The sequence below is a fragment of the Metabacillus sp. 113a genome (assembly GCF_050107635.1).
Lineage (GTDB): Bacteria > Bacillota > Bacilli > Bacillales > Bacillaceae > Metabacillus_B.
Genome location: NZ_JBNILJ010000029.1, coordinates 1 through 16,971, shown reverse-complemented (window position 1 = coordinate 16,971; position 16,971 = coordinate 1). Strand labels below are relative to the sequence as shown.

Here is a 16,971-nt window from a genome sequence, read left to right as displayed (position 1 = left end):
TCAACCTTATATCTGGTGATTATGGCAAAGAGGTCACACCCGTTCCCATACCGAACACGGAAGTTAAGCTCTTCAGCGCCGATGGTAGTTGGGGGTTTCCCCCTGCGAGAGTAGGATGTTGCCAGGTTATATTGTTCCGCAGTAGCTCAGTGGTAGAGCTATCGGCTGTTAACCGATCGGTCGCAGGTTCGAGTCCTGCCTGCGGAGCCATGCTTCCATAGCTCAGTAGGTAGAGTGCTTCCATGGTAAGGAAGAGGTCACCGGTTCGAGCCCGGTTGGAAGCTTACTTAATGTATGCGGCCCGTTGGTCAAGCGGTTAAGACACCGCCCTTTCACGGCGGTAACACGGGTTCGAATCCCGTACGGGTCACCATTTACATACGGACAAGCTATGCGGAAGTTGAAGGAGTGAACACCGGAGTGCACATTCGTGCATGAGGATGTGAACGAGTGAAGACGACAACGCAATGCGCCGCTCATCACAAGCCGAAACCACCACCCAACAAAGTGAAAGTAAGAGGGTTGGGAGGAGCAAGCAGTGCTAGGAGCCGAAGGAGAGAGCCCCGGAGCGCACATGAGTGCGTGAGGATGCGAACGACTGAAAGCGACAACGCAATGCGCCGCTCATCGCAAGCCGAAATCACCACCCAACAAAGTGAACGTAAGAGGGTTGGGAGGAGCAAGCAGTGCTAGGAGTCGTAGGAGTGAACACCGGAGTGCACATTCGTGCATGAGGATGTGAACGAGTGAAGACGACAACGCAATGCGCCGCTCATCACAAGCCGAAACCACCACCCAACAAAGTGAAAGTAAGAGGGTTGGGAGGAGCAAGCAGTGCTAGGAGCCGAAGGAGAGAGCCCCGGAGCGCACATGAGTGCGTGAGGATGCGAACGACTGAAAGCGACAACGCAATGCGCCGCTCATCACAAGCCGAAACTATATGGAGGATTAGCTCAGCTGGGAGAGCATCTGCCTTACAAGCAGAGGGTCGGCGGTTCGATCCCGTCATCCTCCACCATTCTATATTTTGTTTGCTGTTTTTTAATTTGCGCCGGTGTAGCTCAATTGGTAGAGCAACTGACTTGTAATCAGTAGGTTGGGGGTTCAAGTCCTCTTGCCGGCACTGTCTTTCAATCATACGGAGGGGTAGCGAAGTGGCTAAACGCGGCGGACTGTAAATCCGCTCCTTAGGGTTCGGCAGTTCGAATCTGCCCCCCTCCACCATTTTTCTTCATGACAGGTTTAAAACCTCATGGTTTGGACATGTTAAGATAGGATGAGTATCTAAATTATTGGGCTATAGCCAAGCGGTAAGGCAACGGACTTTGACTCCGTCATGCGTTGGTTCGAATCCAGCTAGCCCAGCCATCCGAGCCATTAGCTCAGTCGGTAGAGCATCTGACTTTTAATCAGAGGGTCGAAGGTTCGAGTCCTTCATGGCTCACCATTTTTATTTTTGTATGCGGGTGTGGCGGAATTGGCAGACGCACCAGACTTAGGATCTGGCGCCTTCGGGCGTGGGGGTTCGACTCCCTTCACCCGCATTTATTTTCCGGAGACCTGCCTTTTGAACTAGCGGAAGTAGTTCAGTGGTAGAACACCACCTTGCCAAGGTGGGGGTCGCGGGTTCGAATCCCGTCTTCCGCTCCATTACCCTTAGGGGGCCTTAGCTCAGCTGGGAGAGCGCCTGCCTTGCACGCAGGAGGTCAGCGGTTCGATCCCGCTAGGCTCCACCAATACTTTAACCATTAATGTCTTCCACTTGGTGTAAGGCTTTTTTTGTGTTTTCTTTTACAGTTTTAGTTTGAATTATCTGTATTTTTATACATGAAATTGTCGAGTTGAGTCACCTGCCTCCTTCTAGGTAGAATAGAAGCACAGAGGGAAAAGGAGGAAACCACATGGCTGCAAAGAAAATCAATATTATCGGGGTGCCGATGGATTTAGGTCAGACCCGCCGGGGTGTTGACATGGGTCCGAGCGCGATCCGCTATGCGGGGATTACGGAAAGGCTTGAGCACCTTCACTATATCATCGAAGACAGTGGAGATATCAACATTGGGAAACGGGAAAAAGAATTGGAAGAACCTCTATATAATTTGAAAAATTTGAAAGCGGTATCAGAAGCAAGTGAGCTTTTAGCATCAAAGGTTGATGAAACAATTAAAGCAGGGTCGTTTCCTTTGGTCCTTGGCGGTGACCATAGCATTGCCATTGGGACCCTGGCCGGCTTAGCAAAAAATTATCAAAATCTGGGCGTTATCTGGTATGACGCTCATGGAGATTTAAATACAGCGGATACGTCTCCTTCAGGAAACATTCATGGCATGCCTCTGGCTGCAAGCCTTGGAATTGGGGATGAAGCGCTCACAGGGATTGCGGGATTTTCTCCTAAAATTAAACCAGAAAATGTAGTCATTATCGGGGCGCGTTCCTTGGATGAAGGAGAAAGAAAACTAATCAAAGAAAAAGGAATACGTGTTTATACGATGCATGAAGTGGACCGCATGGGGATGACACGTGTTATGGAAGAAACGATCGACTATTTAAAGGAACGGACTGACGGCATTCATTTATCACTGGATCTTGATGGCTTGGATCCGCATGATGCACCAGGGGTTGGTACACCGGTAATCGGGGGCATCAGCTACCGTGAGAGCCACCTGGCCATGGAAATGCTGGCTGAATCAGAATTGATTACATCTGCTGAATTTGTAGAGGTCAATCCGATTCTTGATGAACGTAACAAAACAGCTTCCGTTGCTGTTGCCCTAATGGGTTCATTATTTGGGGAAAAACTCCTGTAAACCAGCTGCCGCCCTTAAGAAGGAGCGGCAGTTTTCCTTTTCGTTTTGCTCCGGGTGTTTCCCATAAAGTATGATATAAAAATTAATCTTCTCTGACAGCTCGATCTTCCCCTTCCATGCAATCCTCTAAACAGCCTCTTCCTGCAACTTTTCATCTACAGATTGCCAATTATTTGTTAAACTAATTTTATGTGAAAAAAATGAAACCTTTTGGTCTTTAGAACGTATTCATACAGACCCGCGTAGAGAAGAGGGTAAAACAGATGGAAACTTTGGTAAAGAACAGAATAAGAGAGGTTATAAAAGGCGATCAAAATGCATTTGCTGAGATTGTTGACATTTATAAGGATAAAATCTATCACCTTTGTTACCGGATGCTGGGCAATTCGCATGAAGCTGAGGATATTGCGCAGGAAGCATTTATAAGAGCCTATGTAAATATTCACCGGTATGATCTGGATAAAAAATTCTCAACATGGCTGTACCGGATTGCCACCAATCTCTCTATTGACCGAATTCGAAAGAAGAAGCCGGATTATTATTTAGACGCTGAAATTGGTGGAACGGACGGACTGACAATGTATTCGCAGGTTGCAGCTGATATTGCCCTTCCTGAAGAGGAAGTGGAGACACTGGAGCTTCAGGAAATGATTCAAAAAGAAATTTTGAAGCTTCCGGAAAAGTATCGGAGTGTCATTGTGCTTAAATACATTGATGAGCTTTCCATTCTTGAAATCAGCGAGATTTTGGAGATTCCTGCCGGCACAGTTAAGACGAGGATACACAGAGGAAGAGAAGCCCTTAGAAAGCAGCTAAGGCATTTATAAAGTGGGGTGCAGAAAAAATGGCATGTTCAGAGCAAATGGTTTCTTTAATGCATAAATTCCTCGACCATGAAATCGGGGGGAAGGAAGAGAGAGACTTAAGGATCCATCTAAAAGTATGCAGCAGCTGTCAAACTCATTTCCAGGAACTGAAAAAAACGGTGGCTTTCGTGCAGAGTACTTCCCATGTGGAAACTCCAAAGAATTTTACAGCGCGGGTGATGGAGAGCCTTCCTAAAGAAAAAAAGAGAGTCGGCGCTGAAAGATGGTTCAAAGCCCACCCTTTATTAATAGCAGCATCTCTTTTTATGATTCTGATGAGCGGCAGCCTGATATCGGCATGGTCAGGTGATCATCAGTTCAGCGTAACAAAGGATCCTAAATTAATTGTCCAGAACAGCACGGTGACCGTCCCGGAAGGTGAAGTCATTAAAGGAGATATTACCGTACGAAACGGCACGCTCCGGATTGATGGGAAAGTGGAAGGAAATGTGACGATTATTAATGGAGAGGAATACACAGCAGCAGCCGGAGAAGTCACCGGGGATATTAAAGAGGTAAATGAATTGTTTGACTGGCTATGGTACAGGATGAAATCCTTCGGAAAAGAAGTAGTAGATGTATTTCAGTAAAATTTCCGGCTTGTTCGATAATAGGCGGAAAAATCAGATATACTAATGCAAAGGTCATCTTTTATGATGGCCTTTTGGTTTCTTTATTTACTAAAAAAAAATTATGCTATAATGGGGTAGTTAGCGGCAGCACCGGATGTCCTCCGGCAGAAACAGGAGGACGAGCAAGGATTTTGGTGCGGTTTTTCCCGTCCTGAATGGACAATTGCGCTGTAACTTTAATTGAACTTGATGGAGGAAACAGGCATGGCATTTGAAGATATATCTGTACTTAGGTACCTGGGCACTGCCATAGATATTCTCCTTGTTTGGTTCGTTATATATAAACTGATTATGGTTATTAGAGGAACAAAAGCCGTTCAGCTTTTGAAAGGGATCATCGTTATTTTACTTGTCAAAACGATAAGCGGCTTCCTGGGACTCAATACGATCTTCTGGTTAATGGACCAAGCGATTTCATGGGGATTTATCGCAATTATCGTGATCTTTCAGCCAGAGCTGAGAAGGGCACTGGAGCAGCTGGGGAGAGGAAGACTGTTTTCAAAGAGTGCTTTGCCGGAAGAGGATGAACGGGTTAAGCTGACGGATGACATTACGAAAGCTACCTCCTATATGGCAAAGCGCCGAATCGGAGCGCTGATGACGCTAGAACGGGAGACAGGCATGGGCGATTACATTGAGACCGGAATCCCTATGAATGCTGCCATTTCATCAGAGCTTCTGATCAATGTGTTTATCCCTAACACACCGCTCCATGATGGAGCGGTCATTTTAAGAGGAAGCCAGATCGCAGCAGCGGCCTGCTATCTGCCGCTGTCAGAGAGTCCGCTGATTTCAAAAGAACTCGGAACGAGACACAGGGCTGCAGTTGGAATAAGCGAGGTTACAGACAGCATAACCATTATTGTCTCTGAAGAAACAGGAAGCATCTCGGTTGCGAAAAATGGCGAGCTTCACCGCAACCTGGATGAAGAGGCATTGAAAAACATTCTGTCATCCAGCTCAAACCGCCAAGGCCGGATTCGTTCCGATTCCTCAAACCGCTGGCAATGGAGGGGGAAAAAGAATGGATAAGCTGATGAACAATACTTGGTTTATGCGGATTATCGCTTTGCTGCTTGCTCTGATGATTTATCTTTCCGTCAATCCGGAGACATCAAACCAGGGTGGCACAATCAGGAACAATGAACCTCAGAGCAGCCAGATTATTCCGAAACCGCCTGGCACGGATGAAGACGAGCCTGCCTCTAATGAGTCCTCTGCAGCGATTGAAGATGTACCGGTTAAAGCTGAGACAGACAATGAAAATTATGTCGTTTCCGGACTTCCTGAGACGGTTGCCGTGAACATCACCGGACCGACCAGCCAGGTGACCATTGCCAAGCAGCGGAAAAACGTTGAGGTTTATGCGGATTTGTCGGGACTGGAACCTGGAGAGCATGAAGTGGATTTGAAATTCAGAAATCTGGACAGCTCTCTGAAGGTAGCCATTGATCCAGGTACAGCGGATATAAGAATCGACGAGAAGGAAACAGAAGAATTTCCAGTCGAAGCCTCCTTTATCAATGAGGAACAAATTGCCGAAGGATATAAGCCGGGGGAGCCGGTTCTAAAACCGAATAAAGTTCAGATTACAGGATCGAAAGCGATTATTGATCAGGTTTCGTATGTAAGGGCAAGAGTGAATCTACAAGGTGCAAATAAAGAAGTCGTTCAGCAGGCGCAGGTCATTGTGTATGATAAAGCAGGAAATATTTTACCAGTGGAGACCTCTCCGCGAAACATTGAAGTAACTGTGCCGGTTGAAAGCCCTAAAAAGACTCTTCCTGTAAAGCTGAAACAAACCGGGGAGCCTCCTGAAGGCATATCGATCCGGTCAATCAGTATAACCCCCAGTGAAGTAACGGCTTACGGACCGCAGAATATTCTCGATGCACTGGAGGAAATAAGCGGGCCGGAGCTGGATTTGAGCCAGATCAAAGAAGACGACGTGGTTGAATTGGGCCTGCCGCTGCCAGAGGGAGTTACCAGACTTTCTGAGCAGAAGGTTCAAGTAAAAATAGATGTAAATAAAGAAGAAGAGAAGGTGCTGGAAGGCGTCCCAATTCAAACAACTGGCCTTGATGAAGGGAAGCAAGTTGAGTACCTGAATCCTGACAATCAAGCTTTTGATATCAGTGTAACGGGTTTAGAGAGACAGCTGAACAAAGTGACTTCAGGTGACTTTGAGCTGGTGGTCGATGCATCCGGTCTTGAAGACGGTGAACAGAAAGTTAAGGTTGAGGTTAAGGGACCGAATGATGTGAAATGGTCACTGCCCCAAGAAGAAGCAACAATTCGTATTTCGGCACTTCAATCTTGAGGAACAGAAAAAGGAGCGAATCTAACATGGGTAAGTATTTTGGAACAGATGGAGTAAGAGGAGTGGCCAATAGCGAGCTGACGCCGGAATTGGCATTTAAAATCGGCCGTTTTGGCGGATATGTTCTGACAAAAGATAAAGAGCGTCCCAAGGTTTTAATCGGCCGTGATACACGCGTATCCGGGCATATGCTGGAGGGTGCGCTTGTAGCCGGTCTTCTTTCCATCGGAGCGGAAGTTATGCGCTTAGGCGTCATCTCTACTCCAGGTGTTTCTTATTTAACCAAAGCTTTAGGAGCTCAGGCAGGTGTCATGATTTCTGCCTCTCATAATCCCGTTCAGGACAACGGAATCAAGTTTTTCGGACCGGACGGCTTCAAACTTGTAGATGAGCAGGAGCTTGAAATTGAAAGCCTGATGGACCAGGAGACTGATTCTCTTCCACGGCCGGTTGGAGCGGACCTTGGTCAGGTAAATGATTACTTTGAAGGCGGCCAAAAATATCTTCAGTTCCTTAAACAAACCGTAGATGAAGAATTTGCAGGCCTTCATGTCGCTCTTGACTGCGCTCATGGTGCAACCTCTTCCCTTGCAACGCATCTGTTTGCTGACCTTGAGGCGGATGTTTCTACGATGGGAACGTCTCCTAACGGACTTAACATCAATGAAGGTGTCGGTTCCACCCACCCTGAAGCAATGGCAGCGTTTGTTCTTGAAAAAGGTGCCGATATCGGACTTGCCTTTGATGGGGACGGAGACCGCCTGATTGCAGTTGATGAGAAAGGCAGCATCGTAGACGGCGATCAAATCATGTTTATCTGCGCCAAGTATTTGAAGGAGCAAGGCCAGTTGAATCAGGATACCGTTGTATCCACCGTTATGAGCAACCTCGGTTTCTATAAAGGACTGGAGGCATCAGAAATTCAAAGCATCCAGACTGCGGTAGGCGACCGGTATGTAGTAGAAGAAATGAAGAAAAACCATTATAATCTGGGCGGCGAGCAATCCGGCCACATCATTTTCCTTGATTACAACACAACAGGAGATGGCCTTCTTACAGCCATCCAGCTTGTTAACATTTTAAAAGCAACAGGAAAAACCCTTTCTGAGCTCGCTGGAGAGATGACAAAATTCCCTCAGCTGCTTGTAAACGTAAAAGTGACGGACAAGTACCATGTAACAGACAATGAAAAGGTAAAAGCAATCATCACGGAAGTAGAGCAGGAGATGGCCGGGAACGGTAGAATCCTCGTTCGTCCATCCGGCACAGAGCCGCTTGTGCGCGTTATGGCAGAAGCATCAACAGAAGAGCTTTGCCGCAAGTATGTGGACCGTATTGTGGCAGTTGTCCAAACGGAAATGGGTATTGAATAAATTGTACATACCTTTTGCATTAAAACGGGGCTGACTGTCAGCCCCGTTTTTCTCTTTTCTCTTCATGTGATATTTTGAGCATTTTTTTATTCTTTCACGCTGTGATGATTTTCACTTGTGAAGAAAAAAAGCAGGTGGAAAAATGCTCTTTTTGCTGAAAGCAGGTTAGGAAATCATGAAAACCGGGTAAATATCACCTTGCATCAATCCTTAACGAGATCCTTTTTAACCGCATATACTAAAGGGTCGGAGGGTAAAGAGTAAACCGTAGGGAAATAATAGGATTGACGGTTTTCTCCGATGTATTGTAATATAAACCTTGTGTTTCGCTATTCTTGTCCCGGGTAATAAGAAGCAGCGGAATGCAGAGCAAGACAAAGCGCCTGAACTAAGCACGGACGGCCCATCGCTTAGTTGACGAGGAGGAGGTTTATCGATGAATCGGCGGATACCTCCCGGCTGTACGATAGCAGCCGCAAGTCTTTCTTTAAAACAGGAGGGCAACTTTCTGGACAAAGAGAGAGACACAAATCGAATCCTTTAAAACAAAACATCTAACATGTGTGAGGGGACAGCAGAAGGTCCCCGATGATAAGAGACTTTCCTGTCCCCTTCGCAAAAGCGGGAGGAAAACGATTATGTGTGGAATTGTAGGTTATATTGGACAGAATGATTCAAAGGAAATTTTATTAAAAGGCCTGGAAAAGCTTGAATACCGCGGATACGACTCTGCCGGGATCGCGCTTTCCGGAGAAGAAGGCGTCACGGTCTTTAAAGAAAAAGGACGCATTGCCGATCTTCGTTCCATCGTGGACGCAGGTGTATTGGCACCGGTTGGAATCGGTCACACACGCTGGGCTACTCACGGAGAGCCAAGCCGTGTTAACGCTCATCCGCATCAAAGTGCATCATCACGCCTGACTTTGGTTCACAACGGTGTCATTGAAAACTATGTACAGCTGAAAAAAGATTACCTTCAGGATGTTGAACTGCAAAGTGAAACAGACACAGAGGTTGTAGTCCAGGTTATCGAAAAAATGATGGAGAAAGGGGCAGGCGTAGAAGAAGCTTTCCGCCAGACTCTCTCCGTTCTAAAAGGATCGTACGCTATCGGATTGCTTGATAACCAAGATCCAAATACAATTTATGTAGCAAAAAACAAAAGCCCTCTTCTAGTTGGTCTTGGAGAAGACTTTAATGTCATTGCTTCTGATGCAATGGCGATGCTTCAAGTCACAAACCAGTTTGTTGAGCTTATGGATAAAGAAATGGTCATCGTGACCCGCGAGCAGGCAGTCATTAAAACATTGACTGGAGAAGTTGTTGAACGTGCTCCATACACAGCAGAAATTGATGCAAGCGATATCGAAAAAGGAACATACCCTCACTACATGTTGAAAGAAACTGACGAGCAGCCGCTCGTATTGCGGAAAATCGTTCAAAAATATCAAAATGAAGACGGTAAGCTGACAATTGATCAGAACATCTCGGATGCGATCGACGAAGCAGACCGCATTTATATCGTAGCCTGCGGAACAAGCTACCATGCCGGTCTTGTCGGCAAACAGTTCATTGAAAGATGGGCAAAGAAACCGGTAGAAGTTCACGTGGCAAGTGAGTTCTCGTACAACATGCCATTGCTGTCTGAAAAGCCGCTGTTCATTTTTATCTCCCAGAGCGGAGAAACAGCTGACAGCCGTGCTGTGCTTGTCCAAATTAAAGAGCTTGGCTACAAAGCGCTTACGATCACAAACGTACCAGGATCCACTCTTTCCCGTGAAGCAGACTTCACCTTGCTTCTTCACGCAGGTCCTGAAATTGCAGTAGCCTCAACAAAAGCCTATACAGCACAGCTTGCCGTTCTTGCGATCACAGCTGCTGTAACAGCAGAAGCAAAAGGACTCGATATCGAGCTGGACCTTGTAAAAGAGCTTGGAATCGCTGCAAATGCAATGGAAGCCCTTTGCGACCAGAAGGAAGAGATGGAGTACATCGCACGCGAGTACCTATCCACAACACGCAACGCCTTCTTCATCGGCCGTGCGGTTGACTACTACGTAGGTCTTGAAGGCGCATTGAAGCTGAAAGAAATCTCCTACATCCAGGCAGAAGGCTTTGCCGGAGGAGAGCTTAAACACGGTACGATCGCCCTGATCGAGCAAGGCACACCGGTCATCGCGCTTGCTACACAGGAGCACGTAAACCTGAGCATTCGCGGTAACGTGAAGGAAGTAGCTGCCCGTGGAGCGAACCCTTGCATCATCTCTGCAAAAGGACTGGACCAGGAAGACGACCGTTTCGTCCTTCCGGAAGTACACGAAGCCCTATCACCGCTTGCATCCGTAATCCCGCTTCAGCTGATCGCTTACTATGCAGCACTGCATAGAGGCTGTGACGTGGATAAGCCGCGTAACCTTGCGAAGAGTGTGACGGTGGAGTAAGAGCTGTTTTGCATGAACACCTCTTTTGTCTGCGGACAACTCAGGCGCACCATAAAGCCCAGTAAATAAGTTAGAAGTAAGAATTGTTTTTTTAATAAAGCCCATCTTCAAAAATGAAGATGGGCTTTATTTATATAAAAAATATAAATAGAACAATAGATATGAGCAGTTTGTGTTAAAAAGGTCAGTTTCTATAATAGAAAACATTTAAAGGATGGTGCAGAAGCAAATTCATACTCAGATACCAAATATAACTCATTTAAGACCTAGATATGACTATGATTCTTAATGAGGCCTTGCTAGATAAACAGCAAATAGAATCAGAATTACTCCCAGCACTATGAAAAACCTGTATAAAAAGGTACGTTTCCTGCGAGAAACACCAAGAATGGTAAAGAATAGGCCAAGTATGAATGACATGATCATGATATAGAATCCCATTTTATTCATTCCTTTCGAGACGCAGTTGGTTCATCTGATAGAATTCTCCAAGCCATTTCCCTTCATAACTGTTCAATCTTCACTTCTATATTCAAGAATATCACCAGGCTGACATTCCAAAGCCTTGCATATTGCTTCTAAAGTGGAAAACCTGATGGCTTTTGCCTTTCCGTTTTTCAGTATAGAAAGGTTAGACATTGTGATTCCAACTTTCTCCGTTAGTTCTGATACACTCATTTTTCTTTTAGCAAGCATTACATCAATGTTAATGATTATCGCCATATTAGCACCTCATACCGTTAACTCATTTTCCGATTTCATTTCGATTGCGCGTCTTAAAAGTTCTTGGAGAATGGCAGAAAAAACGGCAATCACAAGTGAAGCAAAAATGATGACCAGCCCAACAAGGGCGAGCCCGGGGTGTAAAACATTTAGTACGGCCAGCAAAACTATCCCTATTATATATAAAACGATAATAGCTATCGCGCAATTCCTTATATATCCCAGAGATCGTACTGATAAATCGGTAAAGGCATCCTTACCTTTTATATAATTTAAAATTTTTAAGGCTTGGTACAAAGCCAGGAAAAATGGTATGGCTGTTAGATATAATCCCATCAGAAGCGGCATTTTCAAATAAGCATACTCAGGGTTCGTCACTGCAGTCTCTCTCGCCAGGTTCGGTAAGAAAAATATACATGATGAAAGTATGGTAAGACCGATGATAAAGATCGTTCCTTTTAAAAAAGTGGTTTTATGTGGTTTCACAAGCAATCCCTCCTCCATTTTTTGTTAATTATAGTGTATTATTTGTTGTTTATCAATAAATATTTATTATTTATTATTGAATTCTTGTTGTTAATGCAAATCCTTTATTAATATGAGAAGAAAAATAGCCGTCACGCTTGAAAGCGGGGAAGTCGATGTTCTATGATCAGCATAGCTATTCGGCTGGACTTGTTATGAATCCGGAGTAGAATTTGCTTGAAACGATGAAGAAGGATTTTACTGTTTCGATTAAGAGAATGTAGCAGAGGAAAGCAAAACAGTTTATTCTATATACCTTTAGATTAGCAGTGAGCAGTTGAATCAATCCTAAAGAGAATTGATTTGAAAACAAAGGAATGGATTATAGCGGTCTAATGAAGTTATTTTATAGCCAAACGAACGGATCTAAAGTGACCGAATCGATCTGCGTTTTTTATGAGAATCAGATGCAGCTCTCCTTTTTAAAGTCGTACCAGCAAAATTAAGTCATTCCTTGGCAAGAATCTAATCCGAACGAGTCTCTAAGATTCGTTCTTTTTTTAGTTTCTGAAACAAAAGGACTGGCATAAACATATAAAGTCACTGAATTTCCATATTTTTAACCATGTATAAGCTTTGGAGGATTCGGCTTTCTTTGATAAAGTGAAGACAGGGAATATGATTAAACGGCAGGGGAGATCACATGAACGCTATTAAAATGTTAAAAACCATCCTGTTGGTTTCAATCGGATCGGTCGCCCTCGTTATCGGGATTGCAGGAACGTTCCTGCCTGTTCTGCCAGGCGGCCCGTTTTATTTACTTGCGGCTTTCTGCTTTGCGAAGAGTTCGAAGAGGGTGGACCGGTGGTTTAAAAACACCTGGGTTTATAAAAAATATGTGTTGGCCTTCCTGCAGAAAAGAGGGATGAAGCGGGCCGAGAAAATCAGGATTAATCTGATCGCAGATAGTTTTATTCTTGCTTCGGTTCTATATGTGAATATCCTTGTCGTGCAAATTGTTCTCGTTATTCTCGCTCTCTATAAACATTATTATTTCATATATAAGATTAAGACGATTCATCCGAATACTGAGGAAAGCATGGATTCTAAGAGTACCGGAACTTGATGGTGAAATATGCCGAGGAACGTTAAAGAGCAGTGGGAAGCCTCTTTCACCATTAAGGTAAAGAGGTTTTTTAAATGGAGAAACGTGAAGCTGTGAATAACAAAAACGGAGTGCTCCATTTTTAAACAAACGTTTGAATAAAAGAGGGGACGTATTCAGCGCAGCATCCCTGTATGAACGCCAGCTTTAACAAAGCCGGATGGGCGAAAGGGGATTCGTTTACATCTATACAGTTCCAGCGGGCAAGGGGTAAAGAGAAATAGAAGAATACCGCTAAAGGAGTTGAATACAAAGTGAAAACGATCACGGTTTTGACAGCTGTCATCATCATTATGCACACCATGACTTTAATAAACGTTACGATTTTTGATGGGCAATTGAATGGGTTTGTCATCATGTTCTCGAATGTTTTGTTCTTCATTGGCGTAGCTGCTTACAGCAGAGAATTCATAGCGAATAGAAAACGTCATTAATAGCGGCTGGTATTCCTTCCGTCCTAAAGAAATATCCAACTAGTAAAAACCCCCTTTAGAACGTTTGAAACGCTCCAAAGGGGGGATCGCTATTTACCTTGGCAGTGAGAATGTAGCCGTCTTTTCATTAAATAGGTACTCTTTCCCTCCAAAGAAGGGTCCGACTTCCATATCAAATTTCTTGTACAGTTCAAACTCATCTGCACGGAACAGGAAGACCGAGTACTTTTCTTTCTCTTCCCCTGGCTTTGCCTCTTGAGGGTCATCCGGTTCTGCGAATGGATTGTTTAACGAATAACCGCGGTCTTCATCTATGGTGACCTTAGATGATAGGTTATTGAGCTGAATGGTCTGGTCAGAATTGTTTTTTACCTTCATTTTGACTGTCAGCGCAACGAGCGGTTCCTCTCCGAATCGTTCTTCGTTTCCGGCTGTCGGCTTAACATTCGTATATTGGACGCCTTCAATGGTGATTTCTGCGTCTCCAACCTTTTCCGTTTTATTAATGCCTGTCTTTTCAAAAATCATTTCCTTGTCAGCCAGGTTGTTAACGGTCATTAAGTCAGGATAAAATTTTACGTCTTTCTCAGATGCTGCAGCCTGATCATCACTGTAGGTGAATTCAAAAATCTTTTCCTCCATGAAAGTGGAAGCTCCGTTATAATCCTCACTTGGAGAAGCGGAAGACTCGATGACAAATTTCGGTTTAACTGAGTTCATCATTTCAAACTCTGCAGGACTCATCGCGAAAGTGACAAAACCAGAAGCCTTCTCCCCGTCTTCATATTTGTTCATAGTGCCGCTCTCTCCAGGCTTAAATCCTTTCGGACGCAGTCCCTCGCCGTCTTTAATAAAATTGCTCAGGCTTGAACTCACAAAGGTGAATTCATCTTGCAGGCGAATGTTGGCAGAGCCGCCATAAAAAACAGGCTTTCCAGACTGATTATCTACGGTTACTTGTGCGGTAATGACATATCCGGTCGGCGAATCATCAAATCGAATGGAAGTATTCTGATCCGCATCCGTCACCTTTACAATCTGGTATCCATCGAATGTTACTTTAAACCCGTTGCCTTCTGCTTCATAGCCGGGATCCGGGTTGGTGTATAAAACTTCCGCTTTACCGCCTGTGTCCTCTTCAATGTATGTATTCAGCATTTCCCCATCTTTTACTTCGGGCTCCGCTTCTTCAGCCGGCGCTTCTTCCGGAGTTTCTTCTGCTGGAGCTTCAGCTTCCTTGTTTTCTTCTGGTGCCGAAGCAGCAGCCTCTTCTGATTTAGGCTTTTCTTCTTTTTTTTCAGCAGAGGTTTCCTCTTTGTTCCCGCACGCACTCAGCAAAAGCGCGGTAGAAACCATAGTTGATAAAACGAATAATTTTGCAGTTGTCACATAAACCACTTCCCTTTCTTGTTTTACGGTTTTTTCCATATATAAGAATACTTTTCTTTAATTTCCTTATTTAGGATTTTTCAAACCTTTATTTTAAAATGCAGGCGAATATTCTTTTAAGGGCTATATATTTGTACAGCAATGACCTGGTAATGTTTGATTAACATAGAAAAAGCATCCCGCAGGATGCTTTGATAGGATTTTAGAGTCTTGAAATAACGATTAGCGAAAAAAAAACCTGATCTCCAATAGGAGTCTCAGGCAGTGTCAGAACTTTATCCCGTTCTCGACGTATCATCGTTGCTGGAAAGGACGGTATCGGATTGATCCTCATCTTCACCATCTGCGTCTTCCTCCGGGCTGCTTTCATGATTTTGTTCCTGATTGGTCTGGCTTTTGCTGCTGCGGGGGGCAGGAGATTTTCTTCTTTTGCTTTTAGGCTCTTCCTGCTCCTTTTCAGCATCGTTTTTTGGCTCTTCTCGTTCTTCTGATTCTTGGTCCTGCTCTTCATTTTTCGGTTCTTCTTCCTCAGCTTGTTCGTCCTTCTCAGACTTGTTCTCATCTTGTATTTCATGCTTTTGCTGATCTTCTTCCTCGCTGTTCACTTCATCTAACTCGTCCTGCTGCTCCTCTTCATCCTCATGGTCCTGATCAGTTTCTCCATCATTTTCAGTGGCCTGGATGCTTTCTTCTTGGTGTCTGGTGTATTCCTCTTCTTCCTCGTCTTCATCCTCAGGTGTTTCATTGCTGTACGTTTCCATTTTTTCTTCAAGTGCTTTCATTTGTTCCTGAAGCCTTTTCTTTTCTTCTTTTAGCTCATTGTATTCTTCTTGGTTTTGGTCATGTGCGCTTTGGTTTTTGGTATCCTGATGCTCATCCTCTGAGCTCATTTCTTTTTCATCAGCAGCTTCAGGGGTTTCATTCTTGTTCTTTTTGCGTTTTTTCATAAAGTTGAGCTTGCCGAGTGCTTTTCTTGATTTTTCGCCTGCGCCTTCAAGCTTTTTCGTAACTTGGCTGACATCTGTATTGATTCCAGCATTTTTAAGTGCTTCATTTCCCATAAGAGCGATAAGTTTTTTGCTTCGCTCGGGAGTTGCAAAGTAGCCAACTGTTGCTCCAAGGATTCCCCCGGCGACTGTCCGCTTAACGGTGCCGCCCTTAAACATGTTTTTAGCAAGTTTTGATTTATCCATTGTATTCGCCTCCGTTTGTTTGCTAAACCTTATTCGCTTAAAATGCAGCTTCATCTGTGCTGGTTACAATTAAAAGCGTCTTTCCTTTTCCAGCTCTTCTTCCAGCTGCTCTGCCATTACTGTATCAAAGCAATACGACAAGCTTGTCATCTTTGCTGCGGAATATATTTTCGTACGGTGCCAAGATCGGTTACGTGCACACCTGCTATATTTGCATCCGTTTCTTTTCGAGAGCGTCTAACAAGGTCATTGCCGTGAGAGAGGATATAGATGTCCTCATCACGGACCCCGTCATTCCGAATTAAATCGATTGCCTCTTTCAAATGTTCATCAATATGGAATAGCTTGAGTTTTGGGCTCGTTATTATCGCCTCCTGAAAAAGAGTTTCCCGAATGCCTCGCATGTAAACCATTAAAGCAGTATTTAGAGTACATGAATGATAGAAATGAGGACAAAGTCCTTTCCTTTTTATAAAAGAACCTGCGGGTACAGGGGAAAAAGGAGGGTGAGAGTTGGGGCTATTCCTAGTCGAAGAATTCAGCTGTGCTAAACTGATTGGGGAAAGACTTCATCCTGCCCGCAGTATTCCCGATCGGGATTTACTCAGCCCATAGGTGCAATAGACAAGCTCAGCGGTGTTTCGATGATAATGGGGCACTGCAATGGCAGCCTCTGCTTGGGTTTTGGCCGTATTCAGCTGTCTGGACCTATCAAAAGCGGATTGCGGTGATGAGATCAAATAAAGGTTCGACCAAAGGCAGAAAATGCACAATAGCGCAAACCGGATACAAAAAAAGTTATGACACCCTTCTTCGCGACAAAGTCATGTTTCTTATTCATGTGTTCCCCTATGAAAAAGAGCGGGTGAAGTTAAGGTCCCATGAGGAGAAATTTAGCAAACTTTGTCGAAAAGTCGATATCACGAGAGATACGGTCGATATAATAAAATTTCGGCCGATATCTGAAAAAATCGGTCGAAATATGATCAGGAACGGTCGATATAATGAAATTTCGGTCGATATCCTAATTATTCACGGTAAAGTCCATATAATTGTGTAAATAGAAAAAGGGTCATATCACCCTCATGTTACAATGTTTTCGACCAAGAAAAAATGTAATGGAGGATGAATATGACCCAGATTAATCTTACCCTAAATGTGGA

General features: G+C 44.4%; 14 protein-coding genes, 11 tRNA genes and 1 rRNA gene. 21 read left to right on the top strand and 5 right to left on the bottom strand.

Annotated elements, in window-relative coordinates; genetic code table 11:
• Positions 1–11: 11 nt before the first annotated feature.
• From rrf to glmS, 19 genes are all read left to right on the top strand, one after another.
• A 5S ribosomal RNA gene (gene rrf, locus ACQCVE_RS19490) occupies positions 12–127 on the top strand.
• Positions 128–135: 8 nt separating this feature from the next.
• Positions 136–210 (top strand) — tRNA-Asn (locus ACQCVE_RS19485).
• A 1-nt stretch (position 211) separates the two neighbouring features.
• A tRNA-Thr gene (locus tag ACQCVE_RS19480) sits at positions 212–284 on the top strand.
• A 14-nt stretch (positions 285–298) separates the two neighbouring features.
• A tRNA-Glu gene (locus ACQCVE_RS19475) sits at positions 299–373 on the top strand.
• Positions 374–942: 569 nt separating this feature from the next.
• Positions 943–1,018, top strand: a tRNA-Val gene (locus ACQCVE_RS19470).
• 32 nt (positions 1,019–1,050) lie between these two features.
• A tRNA-Thr gene (locus ACQCVE_RS19465) sits at positions 1,051–1,123 on the top strand.
• A 17-nt stretch (positions 1,124–1,140) separates the two neighbouring features.
• Positions 1,141–1,224, top strand: a tRNA-Tyr gene (locus tag ACQCVE_RS19460).
• A gap of 69 nt (positions 1,225–1,293) precedes the next feature.
• Positions 1,294–1,368 (top strand) — tRNA-Gln (locus ACQCVE_RS19455).
• A gap of 3 nt (positions 1,369–1,371) precedes the next feature.
• Positions 1,372–1,447 (top strand) — tRNA-Lys (locus ACQCVE_RS19450).
• Positions 1,448–1,462: 15 nt separating this feature from the next.
• Positions 1,463–1,544 (top strand) — tRNA-Leu (locus ACQCVE_RS19445).
• A 31-nt stretch (positions 1,545–1,575) separates the two neighbouring features.
• Positions 1,576–1,650, top strand: a tRNA-Gly gene (locus ACQCVE_RS19440).
• 10 nt (positions 1,651–1,660) lie between these two features.
• Positions 1,661–1,736: transfer RNA gene (locus tag ACQCVE_RS19435), tRNA-Ala, on the top strand.
• Between the two features lie 165 nt (positions 1,737–1,901).
• Positions 1,902–2,807 (top strand): arginase, encoded by a 906-nt coding sequence (rocF, locus tag ACQCVE_RS19430; RefSeq protein WP_426845575.1) that lies wholly within the window; start codon positions 1,902–1,904, stop codon positions 2,805–2,807.
• A gap of 263 nt (positions 2,808–3,070) precedes the next feature.
• Entirely contained in the window at positions 3,071–3,634 is a 564-nt protein-coding gene (sigW, locus tag ACQCVE_RS19425) for an RNA polymerase sigma factor SigW (protein ID WP_426845573.1), read from the top strand.
• 17 nt (positions 3,635–3,651) lie between these two features.
• A complete protein-coding gene (locus tag ACQCVE_RS19420; protein ID WP_426845571.1) occupies positions 3,652–4,263 on the top strand; it encodes a zf-HC2 domain-containing protein in 612 nt (203 codons plus the stop codon).
• A gap of 246 nt (positions 4,264–4,509) precedes the next feature.
• Positions 4,510–5,337, top strand: a complete 828-nt coding sequence (gene cdaA, locus ACQCVE_RS19415; protein ID WP_426863664.1) for a diadenylate cyclase CdaA — start codon at positions 4,510–4,512, stop codon at positions 5,335–5,337.
• Positions 5,330–6,625, top strand: a complete 1,296-nt coding sequence (locus ACQCVE_RS19410; RefSeq protein ID WP_426845567.1) for a CdaR family protein — start codon at positions 5,330–5,332, stop codon at positions 6,623–6,625. Before cdaA ends, ACQCVE_RS19410 begins: the two co-directional genes overlap by 8 nt.
• Before the next feature lie 26 nt (positions 6,626–6,651).
• Positions 6,652–7,998, top strand: coding sequence for a phosphoglucosamine mutase (gene glmM / locus ACQCVE_RS19405; protein ID WP_426845565.1), 1,347 nt, complete (start codon positions 6,652–6,654; stop codon positions 7,996–7,998).
• Between the two features lie 638 nt (positions 7,999–8,636).
• Positions 8,637–10,439, top strand: coding sequence for a glutamine--fructose-6-phosphate transaminase (isomerizing) (gene glmS / locus ACQCVE_RS19400; RefSeq protein ID WP_426845563.1), 1,803 nt, complete (start codon positions 8,637–8,639; stop codon positions 10,437–10,439).
• 513 nt (positions 10,440–10,952) lie between these two features.
• On the opposite strand, the gene ACQCVE_RS19395 is transcribed toward glmS, so the two are convergent.
• Both ACQCVE_RS19395 and ACQCVE_RS19390 read right to left on the bottom strand, forming a co-directional pair.
• Positions 10,953–11,162 carry a helix-turn-helix domain-containing protein gene (locus ACQCVE_RS19395; protein WP_155113881.1) on the bottom strand — a complete coding sequence of 70 codons (210 nt, stop codon included), beginning with the start codon at positions 11,160–11,162 and terminating at the stop codon, positions 10,953–10,955.
• 9 nt (positions 11,163–11,171) lie between these two features.
• Positions 11,172–11,648 carry a DUF2975 domain-containing protein gene (locus tag ACQCVE_RS19390; RefSeq protein WP_426863663.1) on the bottom strand — a complete coding sequence of 159 codons (477 nt, stop codon included), beginning with the start codon at positions 11,646–11,648 and terminating at the stop codon, positions 11,172–11,174.
• Between the two features lie 682 nt (positions 11,649–12,330).
• Between ACQCVE_RS19390 and ACQCVE_RS19385 the strand changes: the two genes are divergently transcribed.
• On the top strand, positions 12,331–12,753 hold the full coding sequence (locus tag ACQCVE_RS19385) for a YbaN family protein (RefSeq protein ID WP_426845525.1): 423 nt from the start codon (positions 12,331–12,333) through the stop codon (positions 12,751–12,753).
• Positions 12,754–13,046: 293 nt separating this feature from the next.
• Positions 13,047–13,226, top strand: a complete 180-nt coding sequence (locus tag ACQCVE_RS19380; protein WP_426845523.1) for a hypothetical protein — start codon at positions 13,047–13,049, stop codon at positions 13,224–13,226.
• 93 nt (positions 13,227–13,319) lie between these two features.
• Here the strand turns inward: ACQCVE_RS19380 and ACQCVE_RS19375 are convergent, their stop codons facing one another.
• The 3 genes from ACQCVE_RS19375 to ACQCVE_RS19365 form a co-directional block, all read right to left on the bottom strand.
• Complete coding sequence (locus ACQCVE_RS19375) at positions 13,320–14,615, bottom strand: DUF5068 domain-containing protein (RefSeq protein WP_426863662.1); 1,296 nt, start codon at positions 14,613–14,615, stop codon at positions 13,320–13,322.
• Between the two features lie 275 nt (positions 14,616–14,890).
• A complete protein-coding gene (gene gvpT / locus ACQCVE_RS19370; RefSeq protein ID WP_426863661.1) occupies positions 14,891–15,808 on the bottom strand; it encodes a GvpT/GvpP family gas vesicle accessory protein in 918 nt (305 codons plus the stop codon).
• Positions 15,809–15,954: 146 nt separating this feature from the next.
• Positions 15,955–16,212, bottom strand: a complete 258-nt coding sequence (locus ACQCVE_RS19365) for a general stress protein (RefSeq protein WP_426845518.1) — start codon at positions 16,210–16,212, stop codon at positions 15,955–15,957.
• Positions 16,213–16,971: the final 759 nt, after the last annotated feature.